The 18166-nt window shown below is 63.8% G+C and carries 20 protein-coding genes and 2 pseudogenes; 9 read left to right on the top strand and 13 right to left on the bottom strand.

Going from position 1 to position 18166, the window contains the following annotated elements; genetic code table 11:
* Nucleotides 1–9: 9 nt before the first annotated feature.
* Genes SBI67_RS28360 through SBI67_RS28375 form a run of 4 tightly spaced genes read right to left on the bottom strand, consistent with a single transcriptional unit; the run spans nucleotide 10 to nucleotide 4359 of the window.
* On the bottom strand, nucleotides 10–945 hold the full coding sequence (locus SBI67_RS28360; protein ID WP_318983772.1) for a malate dehydrogenase: 936 nt from the start codon (nucleotides 943–945) through the stop codon (nucleotides 10–12).
* A gap of 29 nt (nucleotides 946–974) precedes the next feature.
* Entirely contained in the window at nucleotides 975–2576 is a 1602-nt protein-coding gene (locus tag SBI67_RS28365) for a thiamine pyrophosphate-dependent enzyme (RefSeq protein ID WP_318983773.1), read from the bottom strand.
* A gap of 41 nt (nucleotides 2577–2617) precedes the next feature.
* Nucleotides 2618–4147, bottom strand: coding sequence for a solute symporter family protein (locus tag SBI67_RS28370; RefSeq protein WP_318983774.1), 1530 nt, complete (start codon nucleotides 4145–4147; stop codon nucleotides 2618–2620).
* Complete coding sequence (locus tag SBI67_RS28375; RefSeq protein ID WP_318983775.1) at nucleotides 4147–4359, bottom strand: hypothetical protein; 213 nt, start codon at nucleotides 4357–4359, stop codon at nucleotides 4147–4149. Before SBI67_RS28375 ends, SBI67_RS28370 begins: the two co-directional genes overlap by 1 nt.
* Before the next feature lie 262 nt (nucleotides 4360–4621).
* On the opposite strand from SBI67_RS28375, the gene SBI67_RS28380 reads away from it, so the two are divergent.
* Nucleotides 4622–5179: a P-loop NTPase family protein gene (locus SBI67_RS28380; protein WP_318983776.1), complete on the top strand. Its 558-nt coding sequence runs from the start codon at nucleotides 4622–4624 to the stop codon at nucleotides 5177–5179.
* A gap of 23 nt (nucleotides 5180–5202) precedes the next feature.
* Here the strand turns inward: SBI67_RS28380 and SBI67_RS28385 are convergent, their stop codons facing one another.
* The 3 genes from SBI67_RS28385 to SBI67_RS28395 all read right to left on the bottom strand — a co-directional run bounded on the left by SBI67_RS28385 (nucleotide 5203) and on the right by SBI67_RS28395 (nucleotide 6789).
* Nucleotides 5203–5682, bottom strand: a complete 480-nt coding sequence (locus SBI67_RS28385) for a GNAT family N-acetyltransferase (RefSeq protein ID WP_318983777.1) — start codon at nucleotides 5680–5682, stop codon at nucleotides 5203–5205.
* A gap of 15 nt (nucleotides 5683–5697) precedes the next feature.
* Nucleotides 5698–6096, bottom strand: coding sequence for an ester cyclase (locus SBI67_RS28390; protein ID WP_318983778.1), 399 nt, complete (start codon nucleotides 6094–6096; stop codon nucleotides 5698–5700).
* Nucleotides 6097–6171: 75 nt separating this feature from the next.
* Nucleotides 6172–6789 carry a GNAT family N-acetyltransferase gene (locus tag SBI67_RS28395; RefSeq protein ID WP_318983779.1) on the bottom strand — a complete coding sequence of 206 codons (618 nt, stop codon included), beginning with the start codon at nucleotides 6787–6789 and terminating at the stop codon, nucleotides 6172–6174.
* Between the two features lie 222 nt (nucleotides 6790–7011).
* On the opposite strand from SBI67_RS28395, the gene SBI67_RS28400 reads away from it, so the two are divergent.
* From SBI67_RS28400 to SBI67_RS28420, 5 genes are all read left to right on the top strand, one after another.
* A complete protein-coding gene (locus SBI67_RS28400; RefSeq protein WP_318983780.1) occupies nucleotides 7012–7395 on the top strand; it encodes a DUF1622 domain-containing protein in 384 nt (127 codons plus the stop codon).
* 54 nt (nucleotides 7396–7449) lie between these two features.
* Nucleotides 7450–7908, top strand: a complete 459-nt coding sequence (locus SBI67_RS28405; RefSeq protein WP_318983781.1) for a MarR family winged helix-turn-helix transcriptional regulator — start codon at nucleotides 7450–7452, stop codon at nucleotides 7906–7908.
* On the top strand, nucleotides 7905–8720 hold the full coding sequence (locus tag SBI67_RS28410) for an NAD-dependent epimerase/dehydratase family protein (protein WP_318983782.1): 816 nt from the start codon (nucleotides 7905–7907) through the stop codon (nucleotides 8718–8720). The genes SBI67_RS28405 and SBI67_RS28410 overlap by 4 nt, the downstream gene beginning before the upstream one ends.
* Before the next feature lie 287 nt (nucleotides 8721–9007).
* Nucleotides 9008–10168, top strand: coding sequence for an endo-1,4-beta-xylanase (locus SBI67_RS28415; protein WP_318983783.1), 1161 nt, complete (start codon nucleotides 9008–9010; stop codon nucleotides 10166–10168).
* Nucleotides 10169–10374: 206 nt separating this feature from the next.
* Nucleotides 10375–11001 (top strand): DUF3887 domain-containing protein, encoded by a 627-nt coding sequence (locus SBI67_RS28420; protein WP_318983784.1) that lies wholly within the window; start codon nucleotides 10375–10377, stop codon nucleotides 10999–11001.
* A 58-nt stretch (nucleotides 11002–11059) separates the two neighbouring features.
* Here SBI67_RS28420 and SBI67_RS28425 read toward each other — a convergent pair whose 3' ends face one another.
* Entirely contained in the window at nucleotides 11060–11515 is a 456-nt protein-coding gene (locus SBI67_RS28425; RefSeq protein WP_318983785.1) for a hypothetical protein, read from the bottom strand.
* Between the two features lie 108 nt (nucleotides 11516–11623).
* Between SBI67_RS28425 and SBI67_RS28430 the strand changes: the two genes are divergently transcribed.
* Nucleotides 11624–12430: a helix-turn-helix domain-containing protein gene (locus SBI67_RS28430; protein WP_318983786.1), complete on the top strand. Its 807-nt coding sequence runs from the start codon at nucleotides 11624–11626 to the stop codon at nucleotides 12428–12430.
* 3 nt (nucleotides 12431–12433) lie between these two features.
* On the opposite strand, the gene SBI67_RS28435 is transcribed toward SBI67_RS28430, so the two are convergent.
* Nucleotides 12434–13189, bottom strand: a complete 756-nt coding sequence (locus SBI67_RS28435) for a Type 1 glutamine amidotransferase-like domain-containing protein (RefSeq protein ID WP_318983787.1) — start codon at nucleotides 13187–13189, stop codon at nucleotides 12434–12436.
* 43 nt (nucleotides 13190–13232) lie between these two features.
* The gene (locus SBI67_RS28440) at nucleotides 13233–13865 is read right to left on the bottom strand and encodes a TetR/AcrR family transcriptional regulator (RefSeq protein ID WP_318983788.1); all 633 of its coding nucleotides are present in this window, start codon (nucleotides 13863–13865) and stop codon (nucleotides 13233–13235) included.
* Nucleotides 13866–13920: 55 nt separating this feature from the next.
* Between SBI67_RS28440 and SBI67_RS28445 the strand changes: the two genes are divergently transcribed.
* Complete coding sequence (locus SBI67_RS28445; protein WP_318983789.1) at nucleotides 13921–14103, top strand: hypothetical protein; 183 nt, start codon at nucleotides 13921–13923, stop codon at nucleotides 14101–14103.
* Between the two features lie 15 nt (nucleotides 14104–14118).
* On the opposite strand, the pseudogene SBI67_RS29175 reads toward SBI67_RS28445, so the two are convergent.
* The 3 genes and pseudogenes from SBI67_RS29175 to SBI67_RS28455 form a co-directional block, all read right to left on the bottom strand.
* A pseudogene (locus SBI67_RS29175) lies at nucleotides 14119–14394 on the bottom strand (MarR family winged helix-turn-helix transcriptional regulator); the annotation flags it as partial.
* Nucleotides 14391–17273, bottom strand: coding sequence for an MMPL/RND family transporter (locus SBI67_RS28450; RefSeq protein WP_318983790.1), 2883 nt, complete (start codon nucleotides 17271–17273; stop codon nucleotides 14391–14393). The pseudogene SBI67_RS29175 and the gene SBI67_RS28450, both read right to left, overlap by 4 nt.
* Nucleotides 17270–17689 carry an MmpS family transport accessory protein gene (locus tag SBI67_RS28455; RefSeq protein ID WP_413232587.1) on the bottom strand — a complete coding sequence of 140 codons (420 nt, stop codon included), beginning with the start codon at nucleotides 17687–17689 and terminating at the stop codon, nucleotides 17270–17272. Before SBI67_RS28455 ends, SBI67_RS28450 begins: the two co-directional genes overlap by 4 nt.
* 328 nt (nucleotides 17690–18017) lie before the next feature.
* Between SBI67_RS28455 and SBI67_RS28460 the strand changes: the two are divergent.
* Nucleotides 18018–18166 (top strand): annotated as a pseudogene (locus SBI67_RS28460) (DUF732 domain-containing protein); the annotation flags it as partial.

Here is an 18166-nt window from a genome sequence, read left to right on the forward strand (position 1 = left end):
ATGGGCCCGTCAGGGACGGCCGAGCTGGATACTGTCCGCGGCGCCCCGGACCGTCTCGGCGCCGGTATGCAGCGCGTCGAGTTCGGCGGCCGACAGATCCCACTCGACGATGTCACGCACGCCGTCCCTGCCGAGCAGCGCGGGGACGGTCGAACTCGCTCCCTTGACACCGTATTCGCCGTCGAGCACCACCGAGACCGGAACCGGCTCGTCGGACTCGGCGAGCATGGCCTCGACGAGCAGGGCCGTGCCGCGTCCGGTGCTCCAGGTCGATGTCCGTCCGGAATCCAGCGCCACGTGGGTCACATACCAGGATTCGATGTACTCCCTCGCGATCGCCTTCTGCTCCGCATCGACTTGCACCGGCGATCCGTCGACGCGCACCGCGTCGTAGAGCGGCACCTGGCCGGCCCCGTGTTCGCCGAGCACCCACGCCTCGATGCGACGCGGCGAGACGCCCAGCGCGCGGCCCAATCCGGTACGCAGACGCAGGCTGTCGTTGAGCGTGTAGCCGAGGAGCTTTCGCCGATCGAACCCGGTGCGCTCATGCAACCAGGTGACCAGCGCGTCGGCCGGGTTGGTGAGCATGATCAACACGCCGTCCCAGCCGGAACCGATCAGAGGTACGGCGAGCTCGTCGACGATCCGGGCATTGTCGGTCAGGAACACTGATCGAGAGGTGTTCAGCCGCAGCGGAACTGCGGCGCTGAGAATGACGATGTCGGAGTCGGCTGCATCGTCGGCGGTGCCGGCGCGGACCGTCGAGAAGCCGTCGATGCCCGCCATGTCCTGCATGTCCATCACATGGCTGGTCACCATGTTGGGCTTGGTGTCGACGATGACGATGTCGTACGTGGCGCTGCCGCGCAGCAGGTTGAAGGCGACGGATGACCCGATACCGCCCGCGCCTCCGAAGATCGTGACCTTCGCGGAGATGTCGTTCATGGATTCCCTTCTGCTGCTGGTCGTCGGTGTCAGGACTGGAAGTCTCGGTCAGCCAGGACGCCGACTTCGAGGATCAGTGGGCTCTTGCGGGTGGACAGCGTCGGGATCACCTCGTCGAGGATCTCGGAGAGCTCGGTGATCCCGGCCGCGCGGCTGACCGGACAACCCAGGCTGGCGGCGAGGCCACTGACCGAAACCTCCTCGAAGGCCGGCCAGGGCGCCGGCCCGGTGCCTTCCTTCGCAGCCAACTGGTCCATGATCGCGTACCGGCCGTTGGCGAGCACGACAAACAACACACCGATGTCGTATCGAGCGGCGCTCCACAGCGATTGGATCGAGTAGAGCGACGAACCGTCGCCCAGCACCGCCACCACCGGACGGTCCGGCGCAGCCATCTTCAAGCCGATCGCCGCCGGCATCGCGAATCCGAGGCCGCCCATGGCGGCGCTGACGAAGCCCAGCGGTTCCCGGGCAGGAAGCAATCTGTGCAGGTCGGGTCGGCTCGAGGGAGTCTCCTCGACCACGATGGTGTTGCGCGGCAGCCGTTCGCCGAGCGCGACGAGAACATCCGCGGCGCGCAGCGGCGAGCCGTGCTGGGCAGGGGCGGGTCGTTGCCCGTGGCGGGCGGGTACGGCCGCGACGGAGCCGGCAGGCACCTCGGCGGCGAGCTGCTGGGCGAACTCGGCCGGATCGGCCAGGATCGCGAGATCGGCTGGGCTGCGGGCGGCTTCATCGCTGTCATCGGTGACCACGACCACCGAGGTGCCGTCGGGGATCAGGGGACCGTCCTCGAAAGGGTACTGACGAAACACCGGCGCACCGATCACGACGACGAGGTCGTGCGGGACAAGTACCGCCCGCAGCCGGGAACGGCCGGCCGGGAGATGCCCGGCGAACTGCGGATGATCCTGCGGGAAGCCGGCGCGGGCACCGAACGACTCTTGGTAGACCGCACAACCGATCCGCTCGGCCAGCGCGGTGGCTCCCCGCCAGCCGGCGACGTTGTCCAACCCGGCCCCGACGACCAGCGCCGGATTACTGCTGTCACCGATCAATCGGGCGACCTCGGTCACCGATTCGGGTCGTGGTAACCGGTCGACGAGCATCCGGACCGGTGCCGCGTCCTCGGACCCGACGGTGGTGGAAAGCCAATCGTCCATCGGGACGATCACCAAGGCCGGGCCGCGACCGATCCTGGCCTCATGCCAGGCCCGCGCGATCGAGCCGGGCACGTCCTGCGGCCGCACCGGTTGATCCACCCACACGGGATAGTCACCGGCCAAGCCGAGCAGGTGGCCGGCCAGAAACGGCTCGAAGGCCAGGTGCCGACGATCCTGCTGACCCACGATGATCACCAATGGTGTCCGATTGACTCGCGCCGTGGCCAAAGCACCCACGGCATTGCCGAGGCCCGCCGTGGTGTGCAGGATGACCAGGGCGGGACGATCGGAGGCGAGCGCATGCCCGGTCGCCATGCCCACGACCGAAGCCTCGTGCAGCCCCAGGACGAACTCGAGATCATCCGGGAGGTCGGTGAGCAGTGACACCTCGGTAGATCCGGGATTGGAGAAGATCGTCGTCATCCCCAATCGCCGCAAGACGTCGAACGCTGCGTCACGAACTGTGGGCATAGGTGTAACTCCAATTGTCGAAGGGGAATTCGGCGAGGCACTCATCGGGCTTCGGAAGGTGCGGCGACGCCACGCGGCGGGAATGCACGCAGCGCGATCTCGTCGTACGAGCGACCTCGGGCCCCAGCGTTCTTACGTCCGATCAAGCTGCCGAGCCAGGCGAGTGCAAAGGCGACGGGGACGGTCACGATCGCCGGGATGCTGAGCGGGAACAGCGCCGCATCGCCCATCACATTGGGTCCGATCACCACCAGCACGATGCTCGACAACAGCCCTCCGGTGACCGCGGCCTGGGCGCCGGTCCGATTGAATCCTCGCCAGTAGATCGTGAGCACGAGGACCGGCGTCAACGTGGCTGCGGCGATGGCGAAGGCGACGTTCGCGAGGAATCCGACGTTGAGGTTCTGTGCACCGAGGGCGAGCACGATCGCCAGGATCGAGATGATGACGCCGGCGACCCGGCCGACGATCAGTTGGCGGTGAGGGCTGACGTCACCGCGTTTGATGACATTGGTGTACAGGTCGTGTGCCGCAGCGCCCGACGCGGCGATGGCGATGCCCGCGAGGACCGCGAGGATGGTGGCGATCACGACACCGGCGAGAATGGAGAGCAGCACGTTCCCGCTGACGGCCTCCGCGAGCCGGGCGACCGCAAGGTTGCCGCCCTTGTTGTCGGCCACGATCGTGTCGCGACCGACCTCGTTGAGGGCGGCGTAGCCGAAGATCGGCAACAGCAGGAAGAAGCCCGAGAAGATCGTCATTGCGATCAGCGCCGACGACCGCGCTGCGCGGGCGTTCTTGGTTGTCAGGAAGCGCAGCATGACGTGGGGCAGCCCCATCACACCGAGGCCGAGCCCGATGATCAGCGAGAGATTGTTCCACGCGGACGTGGAATCGAGCCGGTGCGCGCTGACCACCTCGGCACCGAACCTGTCGGACGCCTCCACGAGCGGGCCCACGGGATTCCATCCCGTCCGGGAGATCACGAACAAGAGCAGGACGAAGACGACGAGGAGCAGCAGGACACTCTTGAAGATCTGAATGTAGGTTGCGGCGACCATTCCCCCGAGCAGCATGTACACCGTCATGAGCACCGCAAGGACCACCACCGCGATCGAAAACGGAACGCCCAGAAGCAATTCGGCGAGAATTCCGGCTCCCACGAACTGGATCATCATGTAGATCACGCTGATCAGCAGGGTGGTGACTGCCAGCGATGCGCGCAGCAGCCGGCCGTCGAACCGGAACGAAACCACGTCGGCGAGGGTGTATTTGCCGAGATTGCGCAATGGTTCGGCCACAATGAGCAGGACCAGCAGAAACGCCGTGGGAATGCCGATGGCCAGATAGAAACCGCTGAACCCGGTCAGAGCCACGGCTCCTGTGATGCCCAACAGCGAAGCCGCCGAAAGTTGTTCACCGGCTATGGCCAAACCGTTCTGTAATCCGCTGACGCGCTGACCCGCCACGTAGTGGTCACCGGTGTCGGAATTGCGCCGGGCGGCCAACGCAGCCAGGCCCAAGGTCGCCACCACGATGGCCACCACGATGATCGTCGATAACACGTCCATCAGGCGCCCTCAGCGTCATCATCGAGCCGGTTACCGCGCACGCAATGCGCCGCTGCCACCGTCAGCACCACGAGGAAGTTCACGAACGCCACGACGTAGCCGACACCGACACCGCCGATATGGCCGTCGAACACGGGGGTGAACAGCATCAGCACCGTCAGGACGACAAGCAGTGCGAAGGCTCCCCCGCCACTACGCAAATTGCGCCGCATCTGAATTCGCGTATCGGGCGGTAGCGTTCGAGGCTGTTGCACCCCGTGATCAACGGCGGACGGGATCATTGGTCGCCTCCGAGTAAGGGTCGAGGGTATGTGTCGGGACACATCCGCAGGCCTGGTGTACCGCGGCTCACACACCATGGCACCGTCGGCAGACGCGCCGGAAGCGATCCTCTCGGCATGCGGAAAAGCCCGGGTCAACCGATGCCCCGGCCGTGTGGGCCGGGGTGTTGTCGCACTGATTAGGATCGGGCGAGTGTTGTCAGCATGTGACCCGATCACCTGGCAGCCGCGGCGTATCGCGATCGCCGGGGTGTCCGGATCAGGAAAAACAACGTTGGCCGAACATGTTTCGGATCGGCTGCACCTGCCGCACGTCGAGATCGACGGCCTGTTCCACGGGCCGAACTGGCGGCCGCGAGACAGTTTCGTCGACGACGTTCACGCCATCATCTCGGGCACGTCATGGGTCATCGAGTGGCAGTATGCGGCGGTACGCGACCAGATCGCCGAACGGGCCGACACCATGCTGTGGCTCGACCTGCCCACACCGCTGACGCTGTACCAGCTGACCCGCCGCACGTTGCACCGGCGGTTGCGCCGCGTGGAGCTGTGGAACGGCAATTACGAAGGGCCACTGCGCAACTTCTTCACCGACCCGGAGCACATCGTGCGGTGGGGCATCCGCACCCGCAAAAAGTATCGCGGCCTGCTGCCGGCCATCGAGGTTCGTCACCCTCATCTGCACGTCGTTCGGCTGAGGTCCCGGCGTGACGGTGCGCACTGGGTCAGCCTGGCGGCGGCGCTCAGTTAGCGCCCGCGCGGCGAGTCAGTGGGTCAGCGCAGATCCTTGAGCATCGCCAGACCGAGCGGACCTCGGCCCGGACCAACCACCGCAAAACCCTTGCGTTGGTAGAGGCGTTGAGCCGGGTTGCGAATGTGCACATTGGCGCATATGTCACCCATGGTCGTGGCGCAGCGGGCGAATAGCGCGTCCAACAGCACGCCCCCGATGCCCGTACCGCGCCGGCCCGGCGCGACGGCGATACACAATTCGGGAATCGATCCACCGCCGGCATCAAGCCACAGCGGCGGATCGTTGTGCCACGTCCAGGTCGCTCCGACCGGCTCGCCCGGCCGATCTTCGGCAATGATGGGTATCTCGCCTTCCACCGGAAGCATGCTCAGCACCTCGTCGTCCTCCGGGTCGGGAAGCGGCCAGTCCTCGATGATGCAGGCGTGCCGGGCCATCTCGACGACGAAGGCGTGGTCGGCGATCGTTGCCGCGCGCAAGCGCACCGCCGGTAGCTGAGGCATGGGGTGTTCTCGCAGTCAGGAGCCGATCTGCGCCAACAGGGACGTCATGTCCGACAGATCCCACACATCGGCGAACAGTCCGTCGTCGACACGGTAGATGGTGAATTCTGGGATGCTCACCCGCCGATTGGTGCCCGGTACACCCGCGAAGGTGCCGAGATGGGTGCCGCCTACCTCGAACCGCAGCGAAATCAGATCACCATCGATGGCCAGACCCTTCACTTCCCAGCGCCAGTCGGGGAAAGCCGCGAAGATGGGAGCGAACTGTTCGGCGACCGCGCCGGGCGGCATCGGTTTGTCGTTGACCCTGATCGCGCCGCTGTAGAAGGCCGACATGCGATCGATATCGTGGTCGTTACACGCGTCCAGGTAGCGGCGGTACAGGTCTTCGAGCTGGGCGCGGGTGCTGGCCACTCTGCGTTGCCTCCTCGGTTGTGAGACTCGATTACAGCATGTTCACGACGGCGCTGAGGTATCGATGAGCCGCTGTCAGGGTCGGCTACCACCACGCGGATCAACGCAAGCGGCCCGGTAGACCCGCTGTTCACCCACTTTGCGGAAGCCGACCCGTTGCAGAACCGGCGACGAGGTTGCCATCGCATGAACCAAACCCAGTGTGCCGCCGTGGGCTTTCGCATCCCTAGTGCGCGCCGCGACCAACTCACGATAAACACCCTTACCGCGCGCCGAAGGGACGACAGCGGCGCCCCACAGCCGGGCGACCTCATCGACCAGTGTGTATCCCCCGGCCCCTACCGGCAGGCCGGCGAGCGATGCCACGAACCATCCTGGCCTCAGCTCATCGAAACTGTTGCAGATATCGGCATCCGTGGGTGCGGGATAGCCCCATGCTGCCGCCGAAGTGAGTTCATACAAAGCAAACTGGTCAAACGTGCGAACTTCATCCACACGCAGCTCCGGGCTCGGGTTCACACCGAGCACACCGATCTCCAGATCGATCGCAAGGATGTCGACGGTCGCCGTCACGTGCGCCCCGCTGATATCCCCCGGCGCCGCGCCGGAGTCATCCGGTCCCAAGGTGAATTCGACTGCCTCAGCACCAACGCGCCGACCCACTTCGAGAATCGCGGCGACGTCGTCGAGCATGGGCCGGGCACCGTTGACCGCCATCACTGTGGCGGTGCCGCCGTCCACGTACAGCTCGTACCCATCCCGTGAGACGCGGGTCGCTGTAGGCGGGAACCAGGGTGACACCCAGTCCCGCGAAGCGTGCAGAACCTCAACATCTGACCAGCGGCCCATGCTGCGATTCTGCCCCGTTCACCGGTCATGGCCAGATCCAGTCCCTACCGCATAGCCTTGTGGCCCATGACGTTCATCGAGGTCGTGGAGACCGTCGGCACGGTTATCGACGGAACCGGCGTGGCCATCATCGCGATCGGCGCGGTGCTGGCGGCGGCCTTCGCGATCGGCCGGCTACGGCGAAAAGAAAGCGATACCTACGAGAAGCTGCGCCAACAACTCGGCCGATCGATTCTCCTCGGTCTCGAGCTGTTGGTGGCGGCCGACATCATCCGCACGGTCGCGGTGACGCCGACCGCGCAGAGCGTGGCCGTGCTGGCCGGGATCGTGCTGATCCGAACCTTCTTGAGCTGGTCGCTGGAATTGGAGATCAGCGGTCGCTGGCCGTGGCAGAAGAAACGACCGGAGACCACCCCGTCACCAGGGGCCGCGCCACAAGCACCAACCTAAAGCGACCGCGCTCGGCCGATTGACACTTTGTCTGCTAGCAGACATTATTGTCTGGTGGCAGACAAAACGGCGGCTCCTCAGCACGACACTGTCGGCGCGTGGACCAAGCGCTGTTATCTCGCCGCACGGGCAGCCATGGAGCACTCACTGCGGCCCTACGACCTCGGTGCAACCCAGTGGTATGTGCTGTACCAGCTCGTGCACGCCGGCCCCACCCGGCAACGGGAACTGCAACGCATTCTGCAGGTCGAACGCGCAACCCTGAGCGCCGTAGTTGTCACCCTGGTGCGCAAACAGCTCGTCGAGCAGGTCCCCGACAGCACGGATCAACGACAAAAGCTGCTGCGCCTCACTGTAATTGGCGACGCGTTGTGGCGAGAACTGCCCGACCTGACCCGAATCCACGCCGTGGCCTTCGACGGGGTCGACGCCGCCGACATCGACACCGCGATCCGGGTTCTGCGGGCCGCCACCGAGCGACTCGAAAAATTCACACAGAAGGACGAATCATGAAGATCTTGGTAACCGGTGCCACCGGTTTGGTCGGCGCCCGACTGCTGCCGCGCCTGGTCGAAGACGGTCACGAGTGCCGAGCGCTGGTACGCCGGCCCGGGTCGGCGTCACCGGACGTCACCGAGATGGTCGCCGACCTCTCCGATACCGCGTCACTCATGGCAGCAGTCAGCGACATCCAGGCAATCGTCCATCTGGCCGCCGCATTCCGCACCACTGACACCGATCTGATCTGGAAGACCAACCACGAGGGAACGATCAACCTCATCGCGGCGGTCCAGCAGCACGCACCCACGGCACGCCTCATCATGGCGAGTACCGCCCATATCTACGACGCCGACAGCGCGCGCCCAGGGCGCGAGGACGACCCGGCAGACCCCACGCAGGCCTACCCGGCGAGTAAGCTGGCCGCCGAGAATGCCTTGCGCACAAGTGGTCTGACGTGGTCGATCCAGCGTTACGGATTCGTCTACGGCGACGGTGACGGCCACCTGGAGTCGCTGCCCGCCCACGCCGCGAACGGTGGAATGCACCCGGCACAGCGGATGAGCCTCGTCCACCACCGCGACATCGCGAGCGCGACCCGCATCGCACTCACCGGAGCGTGGGATGGCCGCATCGTCAACATCACCGACGAAGCACCGACGACTCTCTACGAACTCGTCGCGATCGGTGGCGGCACCATGGCCCCGTCGTCGCAGGCATTGGCGCATCCGTGGCGTCTACACATGGACGGTGGCCTCGCGCGCCGGCTTGGCTTCCGGCCAAACGTACGCACCATTCACCACGCCATCGAGCAAAAGATGTTGTGAGATCAGTTCGGATGCGGCACTATCTGCGATAGGGGAATCGCGGCTGTCGCTCAAGTCGTGCAGGTGTACGGGGGTAGAAATATGTTGCGCTACAGGCTGTCGCGGTGACGGCGCGCCACCCAATCGATGAACTGGACGTTCGAACGGTGGCTGCCAGTGAACGCTGGACAGGTGCCAACACGACACCGTTCGGTCGACTGCCGATCGACCTCGACGCGCAGAATGGCGCGGACTCCAGCCGGGACCGAAACCGCTCCACTGCATCACGTTAGGGAGCGACGGTCAGCATGGGCACCAGAACGCACGTACAAGTCGCGGCCGTTGCCATCGCAGGCTGCGTCTTGATCTCAAGTTGCTCAACGCTTGGCACACCGACGAAACATCGCCGCGATGCTGACTGCGGCATGGAGGGCAGTTCCTTAGCCGACCTGGCGACAGCTCGAGGCAAGACATTTGGTACCGCCTACCGCAGCTCCTACGCCGCGAGCGACGACTGCTATCGGCACGTTGCTATCACCGAATTCGGCTCACTCACCACCGAAATCGGCACGATGACCAACACCGTCCAACCCTCACCCGGCATGTTCGACTTCCGCGAGGCCGACGCTGTCGCGCAGCTGGCCGCACAGAACCATCGCGAGTTCCAGATCCACTCACTGATCTGGGACCCGTTGGATCAATCCCAATGGCAGATCGTTCCGGCACCCATCAAAGCGTTACCTCCCGGGCAACGTCATCAACTGATGATCGACTCCATCACCACGATCATGAAGCACTACGCCGGAAGGGCGAGCACAGTCACCGTCGTCAACGAGGCATTCGATCAGATGGGTCACCTGCAACCCACCACCTGGTGGGAAACCACGCGCAGCGATCAGTACATCTTCGATGCCTTCCGCGCCGCCCGTCTCGCCGATCCGACCGCGCAGCTGCTCTACAACGACCACAGCGCCGAAACGCATAGCGACAAATCGAACGCCATTTACGATCTGGTCAAACGCCTACACGACACCACAATTGAAGTCGCCATCGACGGCAAGCCAACCAGGAAACCGCTCGTTGACGGGATCGGCTTCCAAGCCCACATGCTTGGCGGCGAAGGCCAACAACCCTCCACCACGGACATGGCCAGCAACCTGCAACGCTTCGCCGACCTAGGGCTGTCCATCCGGTTCACCGAACTCGATGTACGCATCCCTGTCGTCAACGGCGTCGCCAACCCTGATGACCTTGTCCGCCAGCGACAGGTCTACGAGACTATGACCGAACTGTGCTTGCACCAACCACAATGCTCGGGCATCACCTTTTGGGGATTCACGGATAAACACTCGTGGATCACCGACTATCCCGACACCTTCTCCGGCTACGGCGCAGCCACCCCGACCAGCACCGATTACATCCGCAAGCCCGCCTGGACGGGTATTACGGACGCACTGAGCAAGCCGTGATTCGCCGAGCCCGTCCATTTACTGCCACGATGATCCCCCATTGGCCCCCCCTGTCAGATAGATTCTGCCGCAACGGTATTGGCGTCATCCGCACGTGGGTGGCGGCACTCAAGTGGAGCCCGGGTCCAACCACCTTCCGCGCGTCACACGGCAGAATGACGTCAATCATCTATGACATTTGCCGGGTGTAAATCGATCATTGACACGTGGCGGATTCGTTTACGACCCTGGGCAAGCAACTCCACCGCGAACTCGGCCAGATCCTCGCCGCTCCGGTTCTCCGCAGCGAAAGCGATCCACTCGACTCGGTGCGCGTGGCTCGCAACGTCCAGCATGGGGCTGATGCCTTGATGGCCGCAGCGGTAGCGCAAGCACGCGACGACGGCCGAACGTGGCAGGAGATTGGCGATGTCCTCGGCGTATCGCGGCAGGCCGCTTTCCAGCGCTACGGTAAGCCAATTGACCCCAGAACCGGCGAAGCGATGAATACCCATCCGCTGGCAGGGGCCGATGGGTTGGCCGGAGCGGTCATCGACGACCTGACACACGGACGGTGGTCTGCGGTCAGCGCGCGATTCGACGACACGATGCGCGACCGACTCACCGACGAGGGCCTTGCCGAGGCGTGGGCTTACATTGCGGGCTTGGCCGGAGCCTTCGAGAGCCACGGCGCCACTGATGTCGTGCGCGCCGGTGATTTCACCACCACGAACACGCCGTTAAGTTTCGAAGCCGGCGAATTCGTCGCTCGCATCACCTTCCGCGACGATCAGACGGTCGCGGGACTGTATATCCTCGACCCCTTGGTGGCCGGGTCCAGGGAGTCGGCCTGAGTCCCATCTACTGAGGGGCCCAAGCTACTTGAGTGATCCGGAATTGCGTCGCATGCTTTCAACGCGACTCGGAGAGACGCCGGGGAGTCAGATTCCCACCGCTGTGGTCGACCATTTTCGGGAACCACGGCGCACCCCGCAACGGGCGGTAGTCGGCGGCACCGAAAGCTGCTGCGGCGGCGGCTATCAAGGCCAGAACGAGAGCCGGCTGATGCATGGCGTGAGCGGGCAGGCTGTAGAACAGCAGCCACACCAGTGTCACGGTGGTGATGACTCCAAGACCGTCGGTGGCGCCGATGATCGACACGTCGGGCCTGTTCAGGCCGATCCGCCCGCCGGTGATCGCGGTGGTCAATGCGCAGGCCGCCAAGGCTACGCAGAGGGGGAAGGTGAGCTTCCACAATCCCCACGCCGCGCGGTCGACGTCCTGAATGTCGTTCCACGGCAGGAGTAGTGCGACAACCAGCAAGGCACCGGCTGTGCCACAGATCAGTCGTCGAATCAATGCAGTCATGTCGGTCTCCTCACGGTCCTACCCGGTGATCGTCGCGTTCAGAGGTCGTCGTGTCGATTACGTCGAGGTAATGGAGCGGCCGCCCTGATCCGGCTACAGTCGGTGTGAATGACCACCACCAGCTCCGCTGCTCAGGTCGGGCAATCGCTGCGCGACTGGCGGCAACGGCGTCGGCTGACGCAACTGGAGCTTGCCCTCGATGCCGGGGTATCGGCGCGACACCTGAGTTTCGTCGAGACGGGTCGCTCCAAGCCAGGACGAGACATGCTGCTGCGCCTTGGAGAGCGGCTCGATATACCGTTCCGCGAACGCAACCGATTACTGCTTGCTGCCGGGCACGCCCCGGCCTTTCCCGAGCACTCGTTCGGGGCTGCCGAACTCGCTCCGGTCCGGGAGGCGCTGGAGCGGATTCTGAAAAGTCATGAGCCGTATCCGGCCGTCGTCTTCGACCGGCATTGGAATCTGGTCGCCGCAAACACCGCCATCGAGCCGCTCATCGCGACCATCGACCCTGCCCTGCTCAGTCCGCCCGTCAACGTCCTTCGCATCGCCTTCGAGTTGATCCCGTGGATCACCAACGCCCGCGACGTCATGGGCTACTTTCGCGATCGCATTCAGCGCCAGCTCGCCGCCACCGCCGACGAGCAGCTCGCCCAGCTGCTGGCCGAGTTTGGCAGGTATCTGCCATCCGAAGAGGACGATGCGACAACGGGGTCGGACTTCGACCACAATCTCGGCCCGGTGCGACTGCGAGCCCCCGATGGCGGGGAGTGGTCGTTCTTCGGCATGTTCGGCACACTGGATATGCCATTCGAGGTCACGGTGTCGGAGTTGGCCATCGAACTGCTTTTTCCTGCCGATCGCGCGACTGCCAACGCATTCGAATCGCTTGCGCGCCAGCGAGACCAGAGCTAGGTGTCACCGCGGCAATCTGCGAACATCGAGCCTGGTCTCCACCGCCCCATTATCGATTCGCTCGGCGAAATACGCACCGGCGCTGTCATTCTCGGCTACAGCTTCAGCAAGATCAGTACCTCGATAGAGCAAACCGGCGCCGTCGTCCGTGGCATAAGCCGATGGCAACACGCCCGCACCAACCAACTCATGTAGCAGTGGCCGACGCTGGTCTTCGGTGTCGTAGTGCACCCCATTGGCGTAAGGCAGAAACCCAAGGCCGTTGGTGACGGGTCGCAACTGCGGACCGAACGAATCGGTGGTGCCGCCCGCATGCCAGCAAATCGATCCGGCCGACACCCCGGTTAACACCACACCCGCATGCCACGCCACCCGCAACGCTTCGTCCATTCCGTGCAACCGCCACATTGCCAGCAATCCCGCCACGCTGCCGCCGAACACCCACACCACGTCCTGCTCCAGCAGATGAGCGGTGATGTCCTCGACCGTAGGCATCGGGAACAGGGCCACGTGCGACGCCACGAAACCACGAACCTGGGCCGCCTCGGTCAGGTGGTGCAGAACCGCCTTGTCGTCGCCCATCGCGGTCGCCAGCAGACAGATCCGCGGGGCCCGGCCGCTGACCCCGGAAAGCTCGACCGCGAAATCAGTCAGCGCGGTGAACTCGAACCGCGTACGCCGGCCGGCGCCGATCCCACCACTGGTCGCCAGGATCGTCGGAACATCAGCAGGCATAGACGCGACGGTAGGCGAAGCCACGGCCGCCGGCCAATTCGGAAACCCGCACCGGTAGCGGCTGACGTCAGCGCCGCCGATTATTGGCGGCATCACCGGCTGCGTAGATGGCCGGAAGGATCAGCGTATCGATCACTTCGCGCAGGAAATTGGCATCGACCGTGAGCCCGCTGATCACCCGCATCAGGCCCATGGCCACGAGTGCGTCGGCGACCACCGACCAGTCCCGTTCGGGGACCTCGCCACGGCGCACCGCTTGCTCGACGATCACCGTGACCGTTCGGCGTCCTTTGAACAGCAACAGTTTATCCATCGCGGAGGCAAGCTCGGGGTCACGGGACGCTTCCAGCGCAACGCGCAGCACCAGGTCGTTGGAGACAAGGTTGTCTTCTTTGAGTGCGGTGCGATCAACGATCTCGCCGAAATCGCCTTCCAGGCTGCCCGTATCGGGTACGTCGTCATCCAAGAGTTCGGGTCGCCAATGCACCAGCACGTCGGTCATCAGTGCCGCTTTGGACGACCATCGACGATAGATCGCTGCTTTCCCGACACCAGCGCGCGCGGCAATGTCGTTCATGTTGGTCTTGGCGTAACCGTGTTCGGTCAGTTCCGCCAGCGCTGCGTCGAGGATCGCCGGGTCGCGTGTGCGATCCAGCCGCCCGTCGGTGCGTTGACGGAGCTTCGACTCCGGCTCAGTCACGTGTCTCATCCTCTTACCTTGCGCGTGTCCCTACAGCATCTCAGACCGAGTCAGCGTGATCCGTGCCGCTCGGTCGCCGGGCTCGCTGGCCCAATCGGGTGAGTACGGGGACGGCTGCGCACAGGCACTCTCGGTCATCGCCGCTGAGGCGCTGCAATCTGCTCTCGATGACGCGGCGGCGAGCCGCCAGGAAGTCCTCGACGGCCTCGGCACCATCGGCGGTCAGTTCAACACATGAATTGCGCCTAGGAGCGGTCGGTGAGCTACGGCGGATCAGGCCGCGTCGTGTCAATCGACTGACGGCCACCGACATCGTCGGCAGGCTCACCCCTGTGGCTAGTGCGAGTTCGGAGACCCGGGCCGGGCCCCGCTCGACCAGGAGCTCAATGACTGCATACTGTGCGCTCGTCAGCTGCCCTGATGTCCGTCTGCCCATGTCGATATGCCGTGAGGTGACGTAGAGCTTGGTGAGAACACGCAGCAGAGCGTCAGCCACATCGGCCGGATCGAGAGGGGCGACCGATGTCATGGTGCGGTGGCTGTGGGGATGGGCGCGGTGTGGGGTTCGTCTGGTTCCGTCCCAGCCGGAGGTGGTGTGGGGTGGGTGATTTTGATGGTGTTCAACGGCCACCAGAACCACCGCCCGAGCGCGGCGGCGATGGACGGGGTCATGAACGAGCGCACGATGAGCGTGTCGACGATCAGCCCGATCCCGATCGTCATGCCCAGCTGGCCCACCACACGCAACTCGGAGACGATCATGGACATCATGGTGAACGCGAACACCAGACCGGCGGCGGTGACGACGCGTCCGGTGGCGCCCATGCCGCGGATGATGCCGGTGTTGAGGCCGGCGTGGATCTCCTCTTTCAGTCGCGAGACGACCAGCAGGTTGTAGTCCGAGCCGACCGCCAGCAGGATCACCATGGACAACGGGATGACGATCCATTGCACGCCCAAGCCGAGGATGTCCTGCCACAGCAGCACCGAAAGCCCGCACGCGGTCCCCAGGGAGGCGGCGACAGTGCCGACGATGACCAGCGCTGCCACGACACTGCGGGTGATGAGCAACATAATCGCGAAAATCAGGATCATCGCCGCGATGACGGCGATTGCCAGGTCGATGGTCACCCCGTTCTGCATATCGTTGTAGAGCGAGGCGGTACCGGCCAGGGACACCTTGGCAGTCGACAGCGGTGTGCCCTTGATGGCGTCGGCGACGACGTCGCGCATATCGCGGACGTGGTCAATTCCCTGCACTGAGGCCGGATCCCCCTGATGGGTGATGATGAAGCGCACCGCGGTGCCGTCTGGTGAGAGGAACATCTTCAAACCGCGCTGGAAGTCGGGGTTTTGGAAGACGTCGGGCGGAAGATAAAAGAAGTCGTCGTTCTTGGCTTGGTCGAAGTACAGACCCATCTCGGTTTCCCCCTTGGCCAGCTCCTGCTGCTGGGCCTGGGTTCCGGCCATCACACTGTGCGTGGCGATCATGAAGTCACGCATCCTGGTCATCGAGTCGATGGTCGACTGCAGCACCGGCACCATCTGCGGCAGCAACTGGTCCATCTTGTCCAGGTCCGCGGCCATATTGCCGAACTTGTCCGACAGTGCGTCGATCCCGTCGAGGGCATCGAAGATGGACCGCAACGAATGACACATCGGGATATCGAAGCAGTGCGGTTCCCAATAGAAATAGTTGCGCAGCGGTCGGAAGAAATCATCGAAATCGGCGATGTGGTCCCGCAACTCCTCCGTCGTGGCCACCAGATCGTGGGTGTCTCCGACCATCTTGTGCGTCGTGTCGACCAGTTCCGTGGTGATGGTCAACATGCGTTGCATGCTGGCGACGGTCTTGCTCATCTCGTCGGCCTGCTCCAGCATCTGGGCCGAGTTGTCGTTGTTGAACTGCGCAGCCTGCAGCGTCCCGGCATTCTGGGAACCCATCAGGTACGGCAAGGAACTGTGCTCGATGGGAGAGCCCAACGGGCGGGTGATGGTCTGCACTCGATCGATCCCCCGCATGTGCACGACAGCCTTGGCGACCCGATCGATCACCAACATATCGGCCGGGTTGCGCAGATCGTGGTCGGCCTCCAGCATGAGCAATTCTGGGTTCATCCGCGCTTTGGAGAAGTGTTTTTCGGCGATGGCCATGGCCTGATTGGACGGCATATCAGCCGGAGTGAACTTCTCGTCGTTGTACTGGGGCACATAGGTCATCAGGCTCAGGAAGCCGATGATCGCGATGGCGGTGGTGACCACCACGATCGGAATCGGCCAGCGGACCACCGCGGTGCCGATTTTGCGCCAGCCGCGGGCGTCTATGGGGCGTTTGGGGTCGAGCAGTCCAAAGCGCGACGAAACGGCAAGGACCGCCGGAGCCAGAGTCAGCGCGGCGGCGATGACGGTCAGGATGGCGATGGCGCACGGCAGACCCATGGTGTTGAAGTACGGCAGCGTGGTGAACGACAGGCACATCGTCGCACCGACGATGGTCAGGCCCGAGCCGATGATGACGTGCGAAACACCATGGTAGGCCCAGTAAAAGGCGTCTTCGCGGTCCAGTCCGTTCGATCTGGCTTCGTGGTAGCGGCCCAGCAGGAAGATGACATAGTCCGTGCCTGCCGCAATCGTCAGCATCACCACCATGCTGACCGCGTACGGGGTCAGACCGATGATGTTGAGGTTGCCCGCGGTTGCGACGACGCCTTGCGCGGCGAACAGTTCGATACCGATGATCACCAACGACAGCAGCATGGTCACAATCGAGCGGTAGATGATGAGCAGCATCACGATGATCACCACGATCGAGAGCAGGGCCATCACCGCCATGCTCTTGTGCCCGGCAACCGAAGTGTCGGTGACCAGGACGGTGTTGCCCGTCACGTAGGCCTTCACGCCTGGCGGGGCGGGGACCGAGTTGACGATGTCGCGCACCGCGGCCACCGACTCGTGACTCGGCGTCGTGCCCTGGGCACCGCTGAGGAAAATCTGAACGTAGGCAGCTTTGCCGTCCACGCTTTGTGAACCCGCCGCGGTCAGCGGATCACTCCAGTAATCCTGCACATTCTGGACGTGCTCATGATCGGCGTTGAGTTTCTTGACGATCTCGTTGTAATAGTCGTGGGCGCTGGCCCCCAGCTTGTCCTGGCCTTCCAACACGACCATCGCCGTCGAGTCGGAGTCGAACTGCTGAAACTTCTTGCCGATATTCAGCATCGACTGAAACGCCACCGAACCCTTGGGACTCAGCGAGACCGCATGCTCATCGGCGATCGTGTCCAGCGGCGGTGTCACGACAGCCAAGATGACCGCGAGGGCAATCCAAAACAGGATGACCGGAATGGCCAGCACCCGGATCAGACGTGCGATACGCGGACGGTGCGGCGCAGAATGTGCTGAGCTCATACGGATTTCACCAAGCAGTAGATGAACGGTTTGACAGTGTCGGTGCTCGTCCGGTCATCCCGCACGTTCCCGTCCACGGTGACACGGCACTTGAGATCGCTGACGTCGCGATCACCTTGGGCCATGATGTTCGCCGACATCGAAGGCAGCGTCGTGACGATGGTGAATGACCAAGGCAGCGGTGCATTTTCGACCAGATGCGGCTGACCGTTCTCGTCGAGATAGTTGACCGTCACCGTTCCCCCCGAACCGGTGATGTCGTAAGTGATGTGCTTCGGGTTGAAGTTGGCGGTAACTCCCGATTGCTCAGCGACGGCCGGCACATGCTGGCCGGATTCCCGAATCCGCACTATCGCATAGGCACCCAGAGCGACCACCACCGCCAGCAGCAGCGGCACCCAGAACCGCTTCAGCACTGCGTACACACCGCACCCCTGCACTCGGACCAGGACGGCTACCCCGCACTGCACTGTACGAGGAACCGACCATTCGGTTATGATGTCCCAACTGGCGGAACTTGAGTTCCGTCAGAAGTACGAGCAGGACTCTACACCACGGCTACGCGATGTCGAGTCAGAGCGAGGGGCTTGCGCTAACACGGCCAACAAAAGAGGTGCAGGATCGGCACTTCTGCACCGACACAGAGGAATTCGCCATCAGCGCAGTGATAGCACCGTCACCGACGGCGGCTCGATTACGACACGAGAGCAGGTCAGCATGAAACACCGCAGCACCACTGGATCGATGGCGGCGGCACTGCTGGCCACTGGACTCGCGTTGGCACCGCACGCGCGGGCGGATCCGGCCTATGACCGGGATCCGGACACCAACTTCGCCCACGAATTGCACACCTACGGCATCTACGGCCAAAAGGACTACAACGCCTGGATCGG

Source organism: Mycolicibacterium chengduense (assembly GCF_033741155.1).
Lineage (GTDB): Bacteria > Actinomycetota > Actinomycetes > Mycobacteriales > Mycobacteriaceae > Mycobacterium.